The sequence below is a fragment of the Brevibacterium sp. HMSC22B09 genome (genome assembly GCF_001806795.1).
Classification (GTDB): Bacteria; Actinomycetota; Actinomycetes; order Actinomycetales; family Brevibacteriaceae; genus Brevibacterium; species Brevibacterium ravenspurgense.
The window spans coordinates 102,726-119,092 of the sequence record NZ_KV786021.1 but is presented as its reverse complement, the minus strand read 5'-3'; the positions used below and the strand labels follow the sequence as shown (position 1 = coordinate 119,092).

12 protein-coding genes and 1 tRNA gene are annotated in these 16,367 nt (G+C 62.8%); 6 read left to right on the top strand and 7 right to left on the bottom strand.

What is annotated here, in order from left to right; translation table 11 throughout:
- Positions 1 to 54 precede the first annotated feature (54 nt).
- A complete protein-coding gene (nudC, locus tag HMPREF3087_RS06720; RefSeq protein ID WP_070428614.1) occupies positions 55 to 1,053 on the top strand; it encodes an NAD(+) diphosphatase in 999 nt (332 codons plus the stop codon).
- Positions 1,050 to 3,113 (top strand): ATP-dependent DNA helicase UvrD2, encoded by a 2,064-nt coding sequence (locus HMPREF3087_RS06715; RefSeq protein WP_070428540.1) that lies wholly within the window; start codon positions 1,050 to 1,052, stop codon positions 3,111 to 3,113. Before nudC ends, HMPREF3087_RS06715 begins: the two co-directional genes overlap by 4 nt.
- Here HMPREF3087_RS06715 and HMPREF3087_RS06710 read toward each other — a convergent pair.
- Complete coding sequence (locus tag HMPREF3087_RS06710; RefSeq protein WP_141738894.1) at positions 3,050 to 3,982, bottom strand: hypothetical protein; 933 nt, start codon at positions 3,980 to 3,982, stop codon at positions 3,050 to 3,052. The genes HMPREF3087_RS06715 and HMPREF3087_RS06710 overlap by 64 nt on opposite strands.
- A gap of 511 nt (positions 3,983 to 4,493) precedes the next feature.
- Between HMPREF3087_RS06710 and HMPREF3087_RS06705 the strand changes: the two genes are divergently transcribed.
- Entirely contained in the window at positions 4,494 to 5,021 is a 528-nt protein-coding gene (locus HMPREF3087_RS06705) for a M48 metallopeptidase family protein (protein WP_070428613.1), read from the top strand.
- A gap of 116 nt (positions 5,022 to 5,137) precedes the next feature.
- On the opposite strand, the gene HMPREF3087_RS06700 is transcribed toward HMPREF3087_RS06705, so the two are convergent.
- Complete coding sequence (locus tag HMPREF3087_RS06700) at positions 5,138 to 6,430, bottom strand: zinc-dependent metalloprotease (RefSeq protein WP_070428538.1); 1,293 nt, start codon at positions 6,428 to 6,430, stop codon at positions 5,138 to 5,140.
- Between the two features lie 167 nt (positions 6,431 to 6,597).
- On the opposite strand from HMPREF3087_RS06700, the gene HMPREF3087_RS06695 reads away from it, so the two are divergent.
- From HMPREF3087_RS06695 to HMPREF3087_RS06685, 3 genes are all read left to right on the top strand, one after another.
- Positions 6,598 to 7,677 carry a YlbL family protein gene (locus HMPREF3087_RS06695; RefSeq protein ID WP_070428537.1) on the top strand — a complete coding sequence of 360 codons (1,080 nt, stop codon included), beginning with the start codon at positions 6,598 to 6,600 and terminating at the stop codon, positions 7,675 to 7,677.
- A gap of 20 nt (positions 7,678 to 7,697) precedes the next feature.
- Entirely contained in the window at positions 7,698 to 10,685 is a 2,988-nt protein-coding gene (locus HMPREF3087_RS06690; RefSeq protein WP_070428612.1) for a UPF0182 family membrane protein, read from the top strand.
- Positions 10,686 to 10,916: 231 nt separating this feature from the next.
- A tRNA-Met gene (locus HMPREF3087_RS06685) sits at positions 10,917 to 10,993 on the top strand.
- 488 nt (positions 10,994 to 11,481) lie between these two features.
- On the opposite strand, the gene HMPREF3087_RS06680 is transcribed toward HMPREF3087_RS06685, so the two are convergent.
- From HMPREF3087_RS06680 to HMPREF3087_RS06660, 5 genes are read right to left on the bottom strand one after another with little or no spacing between them, the layout of a single operon-like run.
- Positions 11,482 to 12,711 carry an aminotransferase class I/II-fold pyridoxal phosphate-dependent enzyme gene (locus HMPREF3087_RS06680; RefSeq protein WP_070428536.1) on the bottom strand — a complete coding sequence of 410 codons (1,230 nt, stop codon included), beginning with the start codon at positions 12,709 to 12,711 and terminating at the stop codon, positions 11,482 to 11,484.
- The gene (gene hisN, locus HMPREF3087_RS06675; RefSeq protein WP_070428611.1) at positions 12,708 to 13,472 is read right to left on the bottom strand and encodes a histidinol-phosphatase; all 765 of its coding nucleotides are present in this window, start codon (positions 13,470 to 13,472) and stop codon (positions 12,708 to 12,710) included. The genes HMPREF3087_RS06680 and hisN overlap by 4 nt, the downstream gene beginning before the upstream one ends.
- 23 nt (positions 13,473 to 13,495) lie before the next feature.
- Positions 13,496 to 14,506 (bottom strand): ribosome small subunit-dependent GTPase A, encoded by a 1,011-nt coding sequence (gene rsgA / locus HMPREF3087_RS06670; RefSeq protein WP_070428535.1) that lies wholly within the window; start codon positions 14,504 to 14,506, stop codon positions 13,496 to 13,498.
- Entirely contained in the window at positions 14,506 to 15,801 is a 1,296-nt protein-coding gene (gene aroA / locus HMPREF3087_RS06665) for a 3-phosphoshikimate 1-carboxyvinyltransferase (protein ID WP_070428534.1), read from the bottom strand. The genes rsgA and aroA overlap by 1 nt, the downstream gene beginning before the upstream one ends.
- Positions 15,801 to 16,271: a DoxX family protein gene (locus HMPREF3087_RS06660; protein WP_082784735.1), complete on the bottom strand. Its 471-nt coding sequence runs from the start codon at positions 16,269 to 16,271 to the stop codon at positions 15,801 to 15,803. The genes aroA and HMPREF3087_RS06660 overlap by 1 nt, the downstream gene beginning before the upstream one ends.
- Between the last annotated feature and the right edge of the window lie 96 nt (positions 16,272 to 16,367).

Genomic DNA, 16,367 nt, shown 5'->3' with positions numbered 1-16,367 from the left:
TTCGCAACGGCGCGTGTCAGATCTGTGTCAGTGCCGGCGGCTATCGTGGTGGGCATGAACCGCTACCAGCTGCCAGTACGCTCGCTGGCTCGTGTTGGAACTGACCGCAATCACACTGATCGCGGTGCTGACGGCAGTGTTGCAGACGTTCTCGCCCGCAGCAGCACGCGCGTCTTCTTCTGCCACCGCGGCAGCCTGCTCGTCTCTCGTGGAGGTCTGCACCTGTTCAGGGTGGCGCAGCTCAAGGAGCACTGGGACGGCCTGACCGGCACCAGGGTCTACATCGGCCGCAGCGACACCGCGGACCTCGTCGCACTGCTGCTTGACGACGCCGGACGCTCAACCGCCGACAGCGCTGTTCTCGATGACTCCGCAGCTTCTGCTGACGACTTCCTGTTGGCCCCGGCGGTCGGCACGACAATGGACGATCCCACGTGGGTTGATCTGCGCGCACTGGCAACACAGCTCAGCGACACCGACATCGATGCGGCAACGACCGCTGTGGCACTCGATAACTGGCACAGAACCCACACCCATTCACCGCGTACGGGCGACCCCACGGTGCCCTCAGCCGGGGGATGGGTGCGGGTTGACCCGGAAGCCGGCACGGAACACTTCCCCCGCACCGACCCGGCTGTGATCACCGCGGTGCTGCACACTGACGACGCCGGCGCGGAGCGCATTCTGCTGGGCAACAACGCGCTGTGGCCCGAAGGCCGGTACTCGCTTCTGGCCGGTTTCGTTGAACCTGGTGAAACCCTGGAACAGGCGGTCAGGCGCGAAGTCCACGAAGAATCCGACATCGACTGCGACACCATTCGCTATCTCGGTTCCCAACCGTGGCCGTTTCCGTGCTCACTCATGCTCGGCTTCGCTGCGCGAGCGCGGTCTGCTGCGATTGCGGCAGACGGCCATGAAATCGCCGACGTCAAGTGGTTCAGTCGCGAAGACATACAAGCCGGAACAGCGGACGGCTCGCTGTCTCTGCCCGGCGAAGTCTCGATTGCCGGGCAGATCATCAGTGCCTGGCTCGACGGAGAACAGCTGCTGTGACATCCAAAGCGGAACATCTGCTGGAAGCGCTGGACGCCCAGCAGCGGGCAGTTGCCGAACACAGCGGCGGCCCGCTCGTCGTCCTTGCCGGTGCGGGCACCGGCAAGACCAGGGCCATGACGCACCGCATCGCCTATGGGGCGCTCACCGGCAAGCGCGATCCCAAACAGACCCTGGCCCTGACATTCACCGCAAAGGCTGCGGGAGAAATGCGCTCCAGGCTGCGCTCACTCGGTGTCGACGGCGCGCAGGCCCGCACATTCCACGCTGCGGCCCTGCGCCAGATGCGCTATTTCTGGTCCATGTTCGCCGAAGGTCCGTTCCCAGAGCTCATGCCCAACAAAGCCGGGGCTGTTGCCCGCGTCATGGGAAATCTCGGCATGACGGTCGAACGCGAACTCGTCCGCGACGTCGCATCAGAAATCGAATACGCGGCCGTGAGCCTCCTGGGCATTGAGGACTACGCGCAGCAGGCGCGTAATCGTGAACTGCCGGGCGGGCTCACCGTTTCCGCGGTTGTCGACATCATGCGCGGCTACAGCGACCTCAAAACAGAACGCCGGCTGCTGGACTTTGAAGACGTCCTGCTGACGCTGTCGGGAGTGCTGGGTTCGCGTGCCGACCTCGCAGCCACCGTGCACAGTCAGTATCGCCACTTCGTGGTTGACGAATTCCAGGACGTTTCGCCACTGCAGTACGACCTCCTGATGCGCTGGCTGGGCGACAGGGACTCCCTGTGCGTTGTCGGTGATCCCGCGCAGACCATCTACACCTTCGCGGGCGCCACATCGAACTATCTGCTGAACACAGCGCAGCGCTTTGCGGACACGACAACCATCGAACTTGTGCGCAACTACCGTTCGCGGCAGCCCATTGTCGAAGCCGCCAACCGGATCCTCGCCCACACCGGCAGTGGAGCTCTGCAGCTGCAGGCGGTGCGCGAAGGAGGTCAGGCACCGTCCGCCTCGGAGTACGCAGACGATGCTTCAGAAGCCGCCGCTGTCGCCCAGCGGATAGCCGCGCAGATTGCACAGGGCACGCGCGCATCTGACATTGCGGTGCTCTTTCGCACCAACGGGCAGAGCCGGGCGATAGAAGAGGCCCTCGAAGCCCGCGGCATCAGCTATGTGCTGCGCGGGGGAGAGCGCTTCTTTGCTCGCCGCGAAGTCAAAGAGGCCATGGTTCTACTGCGCTCTTCTGCCGCGGCACGGCGCACGGAAAGACTCGACACCGCTGTTGCCGAGGTGCTGTCCAGCATCGGCTGGCAGGCTCAGCCGCCGTCGGCTACCGGAGCGCTGCGGGAAAAATGGGAATCGCTCAATTCCCTCGTGCAGCTGGCCGCAGATATGCAGCGCAGCTCAGAGCTGCCCATCACCCTGCCGCAGTTCAGCGCGGAACTCGAAGATCGGCGAGAACACCAGTTCGCACCCACGGTTGACGGAGTGACGCTGGCCAGTGTGCACGCAGCGAAGGGCTTGGAGTGGAGCCGCGTGCACCTTATCGGCCTCACCGAGGGGCTCATGCCCATTTCCTATGCGCAGACTCCGCGCGATATCGCCGAAGAGCGCCGGCTGTTCTATGTTGCCGTCACCCGCGCCCGGGATTCACTCGATATGTCGTGGGCGCGCATGCGCCAGTCAGGTGCCCGCACCCAGCGCAAAGTGTCGCGGTTTATTGGTGAGATGCGCGGTTCGCAGCCTGTTCACCGTGAAGAAGAACCGCGTGCCACTTCGGCTGGGAAGTCCTGCAGGCAGTGCGGCAGGGCACTCACTCAGCCCGCTGAACGGCGCATGGGCAGGTGCGCCGCATGTGCGGCTCCGGCTGACAGCGGACTGCTGCAGCAGCTCAGCCAGTGGCGGGCGGCAAAAGCCGAAGAGCTGCGCGTGCCCGAATACATGGTGCTGACACAGGCCACGCTGAGCGCGCTTGCCGAAGCTTCTCCGCGCAGCCGGGACCAGCTGGCTCTCATTCCTGGTCTCGGCTCGGTCAAACTCGCTCAGTTCGGGGCTGAACTGCTCGACATCACTGCAGCAGATTCGGCAGCGGCATCGGAGCCCTGACGACACTGGCAGTCGGGGTGGAAAGACACCGCATCTTCTTCGAACCCCCAATCTGACACGGTCAGCTTGCTGTGCGCGCCGGGCATTCCCGCCCGATTGGCGCGCAGCCGGGAGGCTGTGTGGGCAGCCGTAATGGCCACGAGTGCGGGGTCGGCCAGTGAAGCCCGAGGTCCGCTCAGGTGGACGGCTTTCCACGCTTCCAACCATCCGGGGTCATGCTGTTTGGCCCAGAGCACGCTGCAGCGGGAACACGGCGAAGCACCGGGCACAATGACTCCGCCGACAGTTCCGAAGTGGTCTCCGATGACAGCGTGGACGTGGTCGATATCGTGGGCAAACAGTGCATCCGAGCTCAGCAGATCAGGCATCCACACTGCCGTGATGATCACGAGGCTGCCCGGGTGGATGCGGGGGTCAATGCTGCTGTCCGCCGGCGCGGCTCGCAGTCCTGCGGCAGCAGCTGCCGTTGCGAATTCATCATTGAAGGGCCCGATGGCATACACGGGGGAGCGGCGCACTTTTGCCGCGAGCTCGAGGGGATCAGCCGAGTTTTGGGTCGCCCAGGTGCGCAGACGCCACGGGGCCGAGGTGCCGGGAACCCGGGTGGTCACGAGTATTCCGGCTTCCGTCAGGAGTGTGCGGAGTTCGTGCGCCCTGCTTGCTGTGACTCCGAGTGTCTGTGCTTCGGGTTCGAAGTCGTCTTCTTCAATGCCCAGCCGCAGAGCGTCAATGAGGGCGGCTTCGCTGTCGCTGAGTCCGGAAAGGATGACCGGGTCGTCTATTCCGAACTGCACACAGGCGTGCGTTCGGCTGATGACGGCAGCGGCCGGATCAATTATGAGCATCTTCACCTCCGGTAGTGCAGTCAATCTACGTTGCTGGGCTGGCCGGATGGAAGACGATTTCTACATCTGTGGAAAACCTGTGGATAGAACACGAGCAGGGCCTGCTGCGCGGGTGTCGGCTGGTGAGAACCGACGCCACTGTGCAGGCCCTGCTCAGTAGTCGGACCCGCAGGGCCGTCAGTGTTCACGAGCCTTCCCCTTGCCCGTGATCACTGCGTTTTCCGCAGGTCCGTCCCTCAAAGTTAAAGGACGGACGGGACGTCGTCAAAGCGGAGTCCGGTTGGCAGTGTGGACGCGTGTGGATTCTCTGTGGAGACTTCTCCCGTGCCTGTGGAAACAGCTGTGGATGATGATGTGGCCGATGGCTGTTCAGGCCCGAGAATCCGCGAAATTCGGCTGTTAATGCATAAATTTTTGAAATCTGTTGGATTTAAGTAGGTGGTGTTCGTCACATCTTGGACATGTTCGCTTCACTTTGTTCTCGGTGGGGCGCTCTGCTTGGATTGGCACCATGACGGCGGCAGATGTTGAGCGAATGCTTCGCAGCGGAGAAATGACTGTGGTGCGCTCTGCGCGCAGAAAGAAAACATACTCGCTGCAGCCGACCGCCGACGGCTGGAAGCTCGCTGTTCCGCAGCGTTTCAATGTTGCAGCAAACCTCGACGGCATCGCTCGGCTTTTGGAACGTGCCCAGCGCCGCCGGGCGCTGGCTCCCCGCAGCGACGACGAACTCCGAGCCCTCGCCGAGGAGCTCAACAGCCGCTATTTCGACGACGGCATTGAGCCGGGCTCTGTGCGCTGGGTTGCGAACCAGCGACGCAGGTTCGCCTCTGCAAGCGGTCTGACGGGGGATATCAGAGTGTCCGACCGTCTGCGGAACGTTCCCCGGTGGGTCCTCGAGGCAGTCCTGGTTCACGAGCTGGCCCATTTGCGGCACCTCGACCATTCACCTGCTTTTCGCGCTTTGGCGAACCGGCATCCGAAAGCAGAGGCAGCGGAAGTCTTCCTCGAAGGCTTTGCGCACGGCGAAGATGCCGCCGAAGCCGCAGGAAGACAAAGCTGAACAGGCATAAGCCGCGGCGCTGCCGAACGCTGCGCTGCGTCAGCACACAAAAGCGCCGCGGGTGATCTCCCCGCGGCGCTTTTGAGCTTCGGTGAAGCTGCCTGCTTCAGCCGGCGTCAGTCGTCCTTGCCGGATTCCTCATCCAGCAGTCGCTGGAGAGCTTCGTCCATGTTTTCGATATCGGCGTCGGCCGCTTCGGGGCTGCGGCGCTCCAGGTAGCCCAGAGGGTCGTCGAGGTCGACGGCCGACGGCAGGGACTCCACCTGGCTGAACACGGCATCGCGGGCTTCAGCGCCTTCTGTCTGTTCGAGGAACGTGAACAGCTGCACCGCATCGTTCATGCGGGTCGGGTGGATGTTCAGCCCGATGAGCGAAGCGAATTCAGCTTCGGCTTCCGACTGGGTGCTGTAGCGTTCGCGCAGCGCTTCGCGAATCTGGTCGCGCTTTTCAAGCGGTTCGACAGCGGCGTAGGCAACAACATCGGTCCAGCCTGCAACCGTTGACAGCAGCCGCTGGAGGTTCTGTTCTGCGGCGCGGCGTTCTGCCGTATCGGCGGGTTTGAACAGGTCTTTCTGCATCTGTTCGGCCGCTTCCTGCATTTTCTGCGGATCCATGTCCGGTGTGATGCCACCGAGGGCGCCCCCGTTGACTTCGACCGTCGCAGCGTATGCGCGCACGGCCTCTTCAATGTGCTTGCGCAGCCACGGAGCGCGAGCAAACAGCGCGTAGTGTGCCAGTTCCAGAGCGGCCAGGTAGATGCGCAGCTCGGTCACGTCGACATCGATTTCAGCGGCGAAGCCCGTGATGTTTGCGCTCACCATGGAGGGACGCTGGCTTGATGCCAGCGGCAGACCGTACTCCGTGCCGGTGAGCACAGAGCCGGACAGTGCAGCGGCGGCCTGTCCCAGCTGGGAGGCGAACATCGACGTTGTCATGGAGGCAAGCATCGGCTGTGCGCTGCTGAGGAAGCCGCGCATCTCCTCGGGAATCTGCTCCGTGATGCTCTCGGTGAGTCCGGAAGCGGTCCGTTCCTGGATGGGGGAGGCAAGCGACAGCCAACCGCCGATCGTCTCCTTGACCCAGCCTCGGCGGCTGAGTGCCTGAACGCCGGCAGCCCCTGACGAGGCGTCTGTCACCTTTGAGAGCCACAGTTCGGCAAGGCGGAACGCATCTGCCGTGGCTTGGCTGGTCTCGTTGGTCACGGTCGGGTCCGGCTGGGGGACAGCGCTTTCGGCTGTCCGCAGGGCGGCTTCTTCTGGGTCGGGAGGGGACATCATCGACTGGAAGCTGCTCATCATCGATCCCAGCTGGCTTGGATCCATGTTGAACGGCCCCTGCCCGCCGCCGAAGAACATGCCGAACATGTTGTTCCTCGGGTCGTCATCTGGACGGTCTTTGTCATCACTCATGTTGGCCCCCACGGGTTGATCGTTCTTTTCAGGGTAACGAAGCGAAGGGCCAAAAGATTTCCACTCAGCGCCGTCGACTGCACATTTCGCTCTCGACGTAACGCCGAATGGTGGTGTCGTCACGGCACCGACTAGAATGCTTCAAGCCGACCAACCGAAAGGACACTGTGGCCAGGCACTCTGACCAGCCTCGCAGGCGGATCTCCGCATTCGCCGTTTCGAGCTTTCTCGCGTTCGTTCTCGTGCTGGTCACAGTTGTTCTGCCCGTCCCGTACATGGTCGAAACCCCCGGCCCGGTGTTCAACACGCTGGGGAAAGTCAAAGACACCGACAAAGACGTCGTTGAAATCACGGGAGCGAAAACCTATCCCACTGACGGGCAGCTCAACATGCTCACCGTCGGCGTGGTGGGAGGTCCCGACCGCCACATGAGCGCACTGCGCGCATTCATGGGGGTTCTCAAGGGGGCGGAAACCGTCGTGCCGACCGAATCCATGTACCCGCTGGACACAACCGGCGAACAGGTCAGCCAGACCAACACGGCGCAGATGACAAGCTCCCAGGACATCGCCACGGCCGCGGCGCTCAGCGAACTCGGCTTGGACTACACGGTTCGCATGCGAGTGGCAGAAGACCCCGCCGACGGACCGGCACGCGGCAAAGTCGCCCAGGGCGACACCGTGCTGGCCATCAACGGCAAAGAAGTCGAAGGCCCGGACGCCCTGCAGACAATCCACGCGGAAGTCGAGAAAGACAGCCCGGTGGAGCTCCGCCTCGAAAGCGGGGGAAAGGAGCGGACCGAAACGGTCCAGCCGACCATGATCGACGGCAAACACCGGATGGGAGTTCTGCTGAACCAGGACTTCGACTTCCCCGTCGACGTGAAGTTCAACCTCGACAACATCGGCGGCCCATCAGCCGGCACGGTGTTTGCGCTGACGATCATCGACAAGCTGACCGAAGGGCCTCTGGCAGGTGACAAGAACGTCGCCGGAACCGGAGCGATCACAGCCGACGGCACCGTGCAGCCCATTGGGGGAGCGCGACAGAAGGTCGTCGCCGCAGACGATGCCGGCAGCGAATACTTCCTGTCCCCGCGTGACAACTGCGCTGAAGCGCTCGACGCCGCCAAGGGGCGCGACATCACAGTTGTGAGAATCGACAATCTCCACGCAGCGAAAACCGCGCTGGAGGACATTGCAGAAGACCGAACATCCGACCTGCCTTCGTGCAGCGCCGACAGGTGAGAGCCTTCGAAAGGAACCCCGTGTCCAACAGTCAGGAAACAGCGAAGCGCAAGGGGCCATCGCCCCTCGTTTTGACGATTGCCGCGGTCATCGCACTGCTGGCGCTCTACGTGGTGTTTGCGCAGATCTACACGGACGTCCTGTGGTTCTCCCAGGTTGACTACCTCGCGGTGTTCACCACGGAGTGGATCACTCGGATTGCACTGTTCGCCGCCGGCCTGATTGTTATGGGGTTCGCGGTCTTCCTGCCGCTGTCACTGGCCTACCGGAAACGACCGGTCTATGTGCCGCAGACCCCGCAGCAGGAAAACCTCGACCGCTACCGCGAGGCGATTGAACCGCTGCGTCGACTCATGACGATTGTCATGCCGCTGGTGATCGGCGGCATCGGCGGTGTGTCGCTCAGTGGCGCGTGGAAAGAGGTGCTTCTGTTCCTCAACCCCACCTCGTTCGGCAAAGCCGACCCGGAATTCGGGCTCGACATTTCTTTCTACGTCTTCTCTCTGCCGATGCTCAGGGTCATCGGTGACTTCCTCGCAATGGCAGCACTGTTGTCCCTCGTGGCAGCAGCCGTGGCCCACTACCTGTTCGGCGGTATCCGTCCGGGCGAAGAAAAGGGCATTCAGCTGACAAAAGCCGCACGCGTGCAGCTGGCCGTGACGGCAGCAATTCTGGTTCTGCTGCAGGCAGGGCGTATTTTCCTGCAGCGCTACACGAGGCTGATGGACGAATCCGGTCTTATGGCCGGTGCCAGCTACACGGCCGTGAACATCACGATCCCGGCTCTGCTCATCATCGCGATTGCCGCCGTGGTCGTGGCAGTTCTGTTGGCCGCGAACGCTTTTCGCGACATGTGGAAGCTCTCAGTGGTCTCGGTTGTCATGCTGCTGGTTCTCGGTGCGGTTTCCATCATCGGTCTGCCGGCAGCCGTGCAGCAGTTCATGGTCCAGCCGAGTGAACAGAGTCTGGAAAAGGACTACCTGCAGCGGAACATCGACGCGACTCGCGATGCCTACGGCATTGCCGATGTCGAAGTGCAACAGTACAAGCCTTCCACTGAAGGCGAACGAGGTGCCCTGAGGGCTGACGCTGACACCGCGGCTTCTATTCGACTTCTGGACCCGAACCTGGTGTCGGACACGTTCCGTCAGCTGCAGCAGCAGCGTTCCTTCTATTCGTTCCCCGAACAGCTCGACGTTGACCGCTACGAGATCGACGGCAAACAACAGGACACCGTGATCTCGGTTCGTGAACTCAACCCGGAATCGCAGGCGACGGCTTCGTGGCTTAACCAGTCGGTTGTCTACACGCACGGTTTCGGTGTTGTCGCAGCCTACGGCAACAAGCAGGGTGCGGATGGCCGCCCGGCGTTCCTCGAACACAACATCCCGCCGACGGGTGAACTCGGCGAATACGAACCGCGTGTCTACTTCGGCGAACAGTCGCCCACCTACTCGATTGTCGGCGGCCCGGAGGACGGCGAGAAGCGCGAGATCGACTACCCGACGGACGACGACAAAGACGGCGGTGCTCAGGTCTACACCACATTCCAGGGGGATGGCGGACCGAATGTCGGCAAGCTGTTCAATCGCTTGGCCTTCGCCGTGAAGTTCCAGGACGAGCAGATCGTCCTGTCGGATGCGGTCAACCCGGAATCGCAGATTCTGTTCAACCGCAAGCCGCGGGAGAGGGTCAAGAAGGTCGCTCCCTTCCTCGAAGTGGACGGCGATCCGTACCCCACGGTTGTGGACGGCCGCATTAAGTGGATTGTCGACGCCTACACCACAAGCTCGAACTACCCGTATTCGACGCCGCAGGTCCTGCAGGCCGTCACGGAAGACTCCAACACCCAGCGCCAGGGTGCTGTGGCTGCGCTTCCGCCGCAGAAGGTCAACTACATCCGCAACTCGGTGAAGGTCGCCGTCGATGCCTATGACGGTTCGATTGACATGTACGCGTGGGATGAAGAAGACCCGGTCCTGCAGTCATGGTCGAAGATCTTCCCGAACGCGCTCAAGCCGATCTCGGAAATCAGCGGCGATCTGATGAGCCACGTGCGCTACCCGGAGGACCTTTTCAAGGTGCAGCGCCAGCTGCTGACGCAGTACCACGTTCCGGATGCGAACTCGTTCTACACGAAACAGGACTTCTGGACGACGCCGCTTGACCCGACGGTCGCACGTGACAAGCAGCTCATGCAGCCTCCCTACTACATGACGCTGCAGATGCCAGGTCAGGAAAAGCCCACGTTCTCGCTGACCTCGAGCTTCATTCCGCGCCCCATTGAGGGACAGACCCGCAACAACCTCACCGGCTATTTCGCAGCCAGCGGCGACGCGGGCAATGAAAAGGGCAAGGTTGCCGACGAATACGGTCGCCTGCGTCTGCTCCAGCTGCCGCGCAACACGACGGTTCCCGGCCCCGGCCAGGCCCAGAACAACTTCAACACCGAACCCGCCATCCAGCAGAACCTCAACCTGCTGCGTCAGGGTGAATCGAAGGTGGAGAACGGCAACCTTCTTACGCTGCCGATCGGCGGGGGACTGCTGTACGTTCAGCCGGTCTACGTCCGTTCGCAGGGTGAGACTTCGTACCCGGTTCTGCAGCGAGTGCTTGTGGCATTCGGTGAGCAGATCGGCTTCGCTCCGACCCTTGACGAAGCACTTGACCAGGTGTTCGGCGGTGACTCCGGTGTGTCCGCGGGTGACCACGGACAGTCCGGCCAGGCCTCTGACGACGAAAAGGGCTCGGTCACAGCTGACGGCTCAAAGGACGGCGACAAGGGCAAGGCCGCCGGGGGAGCAGGACTTGATGAGGCTTTGAAGGAAGCCGATCAGGCAATGAAGGACTCTGACAAGGCCATGAAGGAAGGCAACTGGGACGAGTACGGCAAGGCTCAGGATCGTCTGCGCAAGGCACTGGAGAAGGCCATGAAGGCCGACGGTGCTGACGCCGGTGCAGGCCAGGGTGGCGACACCGGTGCAGACCAGGATGGCGACCAGGACTGATGCCCGCAGCGTTCGCCCCGGCCGCTTGACACGGCCGGGGCGAACGCTGCGTCAAGCAGGCTTGGCCAGCTGTTTTGCCCAGCGGGTTTGGCGGGAGCGGTGACCGTTTGTTGAGCACTGTGGTTGCTGAGTGGAATCGTTGCCGGGACACCTGCTGAATCGCGGTGCGATACACATCACACCCACTTAATTTGGTGTTCACCGCAAGGTTCCGTATAGTGGTACACGCACCGCGGGGTGGAGCAGTTCGGTAGCTCGCCGGGCTCATAACCCGGAGGTCGAGGGTTCGAATCCCTCCCCCGCCACCACGTAGAAATCCCGGGACATCGCAAAGATGTCCCGGGATTTTTTATGCTGTGCCGTTGCGCGCCGACTGCGGCGCTGGGCTGTTCTCACGCTTTAATGCAGATTCACGCGTTAATGTGCCGCATTAAAGCGCAAATCTGCATTTGCGCGTGAGCCTGGGGTGAAGGGGAGTCAACGCAGACTCACGCTGGCTTGCACTGGTCCCCGCCACCCGAAAACTCCCGAGGTGGAAGGCAGGGGAGAGCGGCACCTCGGCAGGGGTGAACGGGCAGGCCCCGGCACTTTCATGCCGGGGCCCTCGTCGTGGTTGCTCAGCGCCGCTGCGGGCCGTTCTCACGCTTTAATGCAGATTCACGCGTTAATGCGCTGCATTAAAGCGCAAATCTGCATTTACGTGTGAATCTGGGGTGAGGCGGGGCGTACGCAGCTCAGGCGTACATCTGGGGTGAGGCGGGTCATCCACCCCCAGGCACAGGCTCCGCCTTAACCCTCAGAGGCTCTGGAAAACATCGAGGTTGTTGCGAATGCGCTGGGCAGCGTCTTCGACTTCCTCAGTCGATTTGCAGAAGCTGAAGCGAATGAAGCTGCGGAAGCGCTTCGCGGTTTCTGAACCCTCGCGGCACAGTGCTGTAGCCGGAATTCCCGTCACGCCGACTTTTCGGGTGAGCACGTCATTGACCGCCGTCGCGTCCTTGTCTGTCAGCTGCGAGAAATCGGCCAGCAGGAAGTACCCGGCCTGGGGTACATGGATCTGCATGCCCTGCACGTCTTCCAGCGCGCCCACGATGATTTCGCGGTTGTGCTGCAGGACATCGCGGTTCTCCTTGGGGAACGACCATCCTTCGCCGATCGCCTGTGCGAGTGCCGCTTGGAGCGGATTGCCCACGGAGAACGTCATGTACTGCTGGATTGCCTGACATGCGGCGCGCACACGGGGAGAAGCAATGAGCCAGCCGATTTTCCACCCGGTGATGTTGAACGCCTTGCCGGCGGAAGAAACCGAGACGATGCGCTCAGAATCCGGGTAGCGGGCGGCAATCGGCTGGTAGTCGGTGTTGTCGAATACCAGGTGTTCGTAGACCTCGTCAGTGAGGATCCATGCGTTCACGCGCTCGGCTGCTTCATAGATCCGGTCGAGAGCCTCGACGGAGAACACGGTCCCGGTGGGGTTGTGGGGCGAATTGACCAGAATCATTGATGCGCCCTCGACTTCACGTTCGAAGGCCGCCCAATCCGGCTGCCAGCTGTCCTCAGCGGGCAGGAGCGGTACTGTGGCGAACTCGCCCCCGGCCATTGCGACAGCCGCAGGGTAGGAATCGAAGAACGGCTCAAAGGTCACAAGCTTCCCGCCGCGCGGCAGCAGCGCCATGATGGCGCTCGTCAGCCCCTGGGTCGCGCCCACTGTGATGAGCACCTGCTCGGGCTCAACCTTGTGCCCGTATTCGCGTTCCCGCTGAGTGCACACGGCCTCGATGAGATCGGGACGACCCTGTCCCGGCGGGTACTGGTTCTCGCCGTCCTTCATAGCGCGATCGACAGCGTCGAGCAGCGGTGTGGGAGCAGGAATGCCGGGGGCACCCTGGCCGAGGTTGACCGCTCCCTGCTCAGCGGCGAACTTCGTCATAACCCCGAAGATCGTTTCGGTGGGCTTGCCGTCAGCGTCCAGCAGTCCGGCGGCCCGGTTGACCTCTTCTGGCAGAGGGCTGAGCTCTAATGTCATGCGAGTTTCTCCAGGGCGGCTTGGTGCAGGTGTCCGTTCGATGCGACCGCATTGGGTCCAAACGGTCCCGGGCGGCCGTCAACGTCGGTGAAGACGCCGCCGGCTGCCTGCACGATGGGTACAAGGGCGGCCATGTCATACAGTTCGAGCTCAGGTTCTGCCGCGATGTCGACAGCACCTTCCGCTACGAGCATGTATGACCAGAAGTCACCATAGCCGCGCAGGCGCCACACCTGGTCTGTCAATGAAATAAAAGCGTCGCGGCGGCCAAGATCACGCCAACCGGACAGAGATGAGAAAGCCAGTGATGCATCGGCCAGTTCGCTGACTTCAGAAACGGAGATCTGTCGATCGTCACCGTCAAACCTCAAGAAGGCGCCGCCGTCCGGGGTTCCCCACCAGCGGCGGCCGAGTGCCGGTGCGCTCACCATGCCCAAAAGGGGAGTGGCACCCTCGTACAGTCCGATGAGGGTGGCGTAGACCGGAACACCGCGGACAAAGTTCTTCGTCCCGTCGATGGGATCGATGATCCAGCGGCGGGCGCTTTCACCGGAAGCACCGAATTCTTCCCCGTACAGCGAATCATCGGGACGGTTGTCGACGATGATTTCGCGCAGGGCGTGTTCAACTGCGCGGTCAATGTCCGTTACGGGGGTCATGTCCGGCTTCTGCGAAACGCTGAAGTCCTGCGCGCGGAATGCAGGAAGCGACAGAGCGTCGGCTTTGTCAGCCAAATAGTGGGCAAGTTCGAGGTCGTCCATGCCCACCAGGCTAGTCGAACAGCTCAGTCAGTGCTGAGGCTGTCCAGAAGGCGGCGCAGCGAGTCCAGCCGAGCGGCCCCGCCCTGGCCTGCGCGGCCGTCGGCGACCCACGTGTCGAGAGCACACCCGGGGGAGTCTGCCTGGTGTTCGCAGCCGCGCGGGCAGTGTGCGGTGGCGGGTGCGAGGTCGGCAAACGCCGCGATGACGGTGTCCACGTCAATGTGCGCGAGGCCGAAGGAGCGCACACCCGGGGTGTCGATGATCCATCCGCCATCAGGCAGCGGCAGCGCCAGTGCAGATGAGCTGGTGTGCCGGCCGCGCCCGGTGACCTGGTTGACGTGGCCGGTGGCCCGGTCAGCTTCGGGGACAAGCGCGTTCATGAGCGTTGATTTGCCCACCCCGGAATGTCCAAGCAGCACACTGATCCTGTCGTGCAGACGTTCCGCGAGCTCCTCGGTCTTCGGCTGCCCGGAGTCATCAAATCCGCACGCGACGATCGGCACTCCAGTGTCTGCGAAGCGCTGACGCAGAGCGTCGATCGGTGCGAGGTCAAGCTTGGTGACAGCGAGGATCGGTTCGATCTCGGCATTGAATGCAGCGGCAATCGCCCTGTCGATCAGCCCCTCTGAGGGTGCGGGGTCGGCAGCGGCGGTGACGATGACCATCTGATCGGCGTTGGCGACGATCACACGTTCGGTGTTGTCGCTGTCGTCGGCGCTGCGCCGCAGAATCGTCTTGCGGTCATCCAGCACGACTATGCGGGCCAAGGTTCCCTCGGTTCCCGAGGTGTCGCCCACCAACCTCACTCGGTCACCGGGGACCAGGGGAATGCGCCTCAGGTGTGAGGCGCGGACACCCGTGACGCTGACACCCGTGTCGAGTCGGGTGCGGTAGCGGCCCCGGTCGACCGATGTGATCATCCCGCCGATCGCGTCGTCATAGCTGGGCAGCTCTTTTGTCCTCCGCCTCTTGCCTTTTCTGTTGGGGCGGGGGCGGTAATCCTCTTCTGTGAAGTTCGCGTAGCGGCCTGCCATCAGCCGAAAGCCTCGTCCCACATTCGGGTGAATGCGGGCAGTGTTTTGCTGACGGTGTCGGGGTCGTTGATGACAAGCCCCGGTGTGACCAGGCCCAGTATCGCTCCGGCCATGACCATGCGGTGGTCCGCGTATGTGTTCCAGCCGCGGTCGGCGATGGAATCGGCATCGGGAGCCGGTGGGCCGGTGATGGTGAGGGAGTCCTCGCCTTCATCGACCGTGACGCCGAAGGCTGACAGTTCTTCTGCCAATGCGCTGAGCCTGTCGGTTTCGTGCCCGCGCAGGTGGCCGATCCCGGTGATTCGCGAGGTGCCACCGGCTGCCGCTGCCACTGCGGCGGTCACGGGGGTCAGTTCGCCGACGGATGACAGGTCGAGGTCTACCGGCTGCAGCTGCTTGGGTCCGCGGACCGTGAGTTCGCCGTCGATGAGTTCGCATTCACCGCCGAAGGCTTCTGCGATGAACCGGAATTCATCACCTGCCTGCGTTGTGTGGTCAGGCCAGTTCGGGACGGCGACTTCGCCCCCGGTGACGAGTGCGGCCGCGAGGAAGGTGGCAGCGTTCGACAGATCAGGTTCAACCGTGATGTCCAGCGGTGCGATCGGGCCTGGGTGCACACGCCAGACATTCGGTTCAGGGGTATCGACCGTGACACCGGCAGCGCGCAGCGTTTCGACCGTCATGTCGATGTGCGGGACAGAGGGCAGGGAAGCGCCCGTGTGGCGCACCGTGAGGCCCTCGGCAAAGCGCGGTGCCGCCAGCAGAAGTCCAGACACGAACTGGCTGGACTGACTGGCATCGATGTCGATGGACCCACCGCGGGGGACTGCGTCAACCGTCATGGTGAACGGCAGGGATTCGCTTTCAGAGCTGACATCCACCCCGAGCTCTCGGAGTGCAGACAGAACAGTGCCCATAGGGCGAACGCGGGCCTGCGCATCGCCGTCAAAGCGTGCTGAAACCCCGGCTGCGGCACTTGCGAATGGCACAAAGCGCATAACAGTGCCGGCCAGACCGCACTCGACCTCGGCGGGGGCATCTGGAACGCCTTCAATAGGCGTGATGCGCACAGCGTCACCGTCGTGCTCAACAGCACCGCCAAGAGCAATAACTGCATCGAGCATCAGCTGAGTATCACGAGAGATGAGCGGTGCCCGAAGAGTTGATGGCGCCTCGGCCAGCGCCGCCAGCACAAGCAGACGGTTGGTCAGCGATTTCGAACCGGGAACAGAAACACGAGCCCGCACCGGCTGAGAAACAGCGGGTGCGGGCCACGTGGTGAAAACGTCAGTCATCAGGAGTTCGGCGTAATGGCGTCCATTGCCTTAGCGGACTGCTTTTCGATGCTGTCCCACGCGCTCTCGGCAGCGTGGCGGGCACGCCATGCCAGGCTGGGACGGCCGGCCGTGTCGACAGCTGCCAGCAGAGCACCGCCCAGCAGCGAAGTCTTGGTGACCAGCGAGTTCTTCTTCTCTGCCTCACCGTCCAGCTGTTCTGCAACAACATCGATGAGGTAGGTGCTCACCAGCAGGCCGGCCGACAGGCGCGGCATCTTGCCGATTGCAAGCAGGCTGCCGGCGGCGATCTGCGCAACACCGGCACCGCGGGCAACGAGGTCGGGGCTGACCTGGACATCAAACTTTTCATCCAGGAGGCGGGTCAGAGGGGCGATAGAAGCGGACTGGGGGCGGCGTGCCCGGCTGACGCCGTTGGCGATGAACGACGAGGCAAGCATGGGGCGGGCAATAAGCCGTACAAGAGACAAAGCTGCGTCCTTTCTTTCGAGAGCACTCCCAGCATATCGCCCACGAGCGCAATCGGCAGAGTCGGTCGCTCCGCGGCGCCACCTCGGAATAGTTGC

Bases quoted from the DNA above. Each gene is read 5' to 3' on its own strand.
- HMPREF3087_RS06705 (WP_070428613.1), top strand. From the start codon at position 4,494: ATGCTTCGCAGCGGAGAAATGACTGTGGTGCGCTCTGCGCGCAGAAAG.
- aroA (WP_070428534.1), bottom strand. From the start codon at position 15,801: ATGACTGACGTTTTCACCACGTGGCCCGCACCCGCTGTTTCTCAGCCG.
- HMPREF3087_RS06700 (WP_070428538.1), bottom strand. From the start codon at position 6,430: ATGAGTGATGACAAAGACCGTCCAGATGACGACCCGAGGAACAACATG.
- rsgA (WP_070428535.1), bottom strand. From the start codon at position 14,506: ATGGCAGGCCGCTACGCGAACTTCACAGAAGAGGATTACCGCCCCCGC.
- nudC (WP_070428614.1), top strand. From the start codon at position 55: ATGAACCGCTACCAGCTGCCAGTACGCTCGCTGGCTCGTGTTGGAACT.
- hisN (WP_070428611.1), bottom strand. From the start codon at position 13,472: ATGGACGACCTCGAACTTGCCCACTATTTGGCTGACAAAGCCGACGCT.
- HMPREF3087_RS06680 (WP_070428536.1), bottom strand. From the start codon at position 12,711: ATGACATTAGAGCTCAGCCCTCTGCCAGAAGAGGTCAACCGGGCCGCC.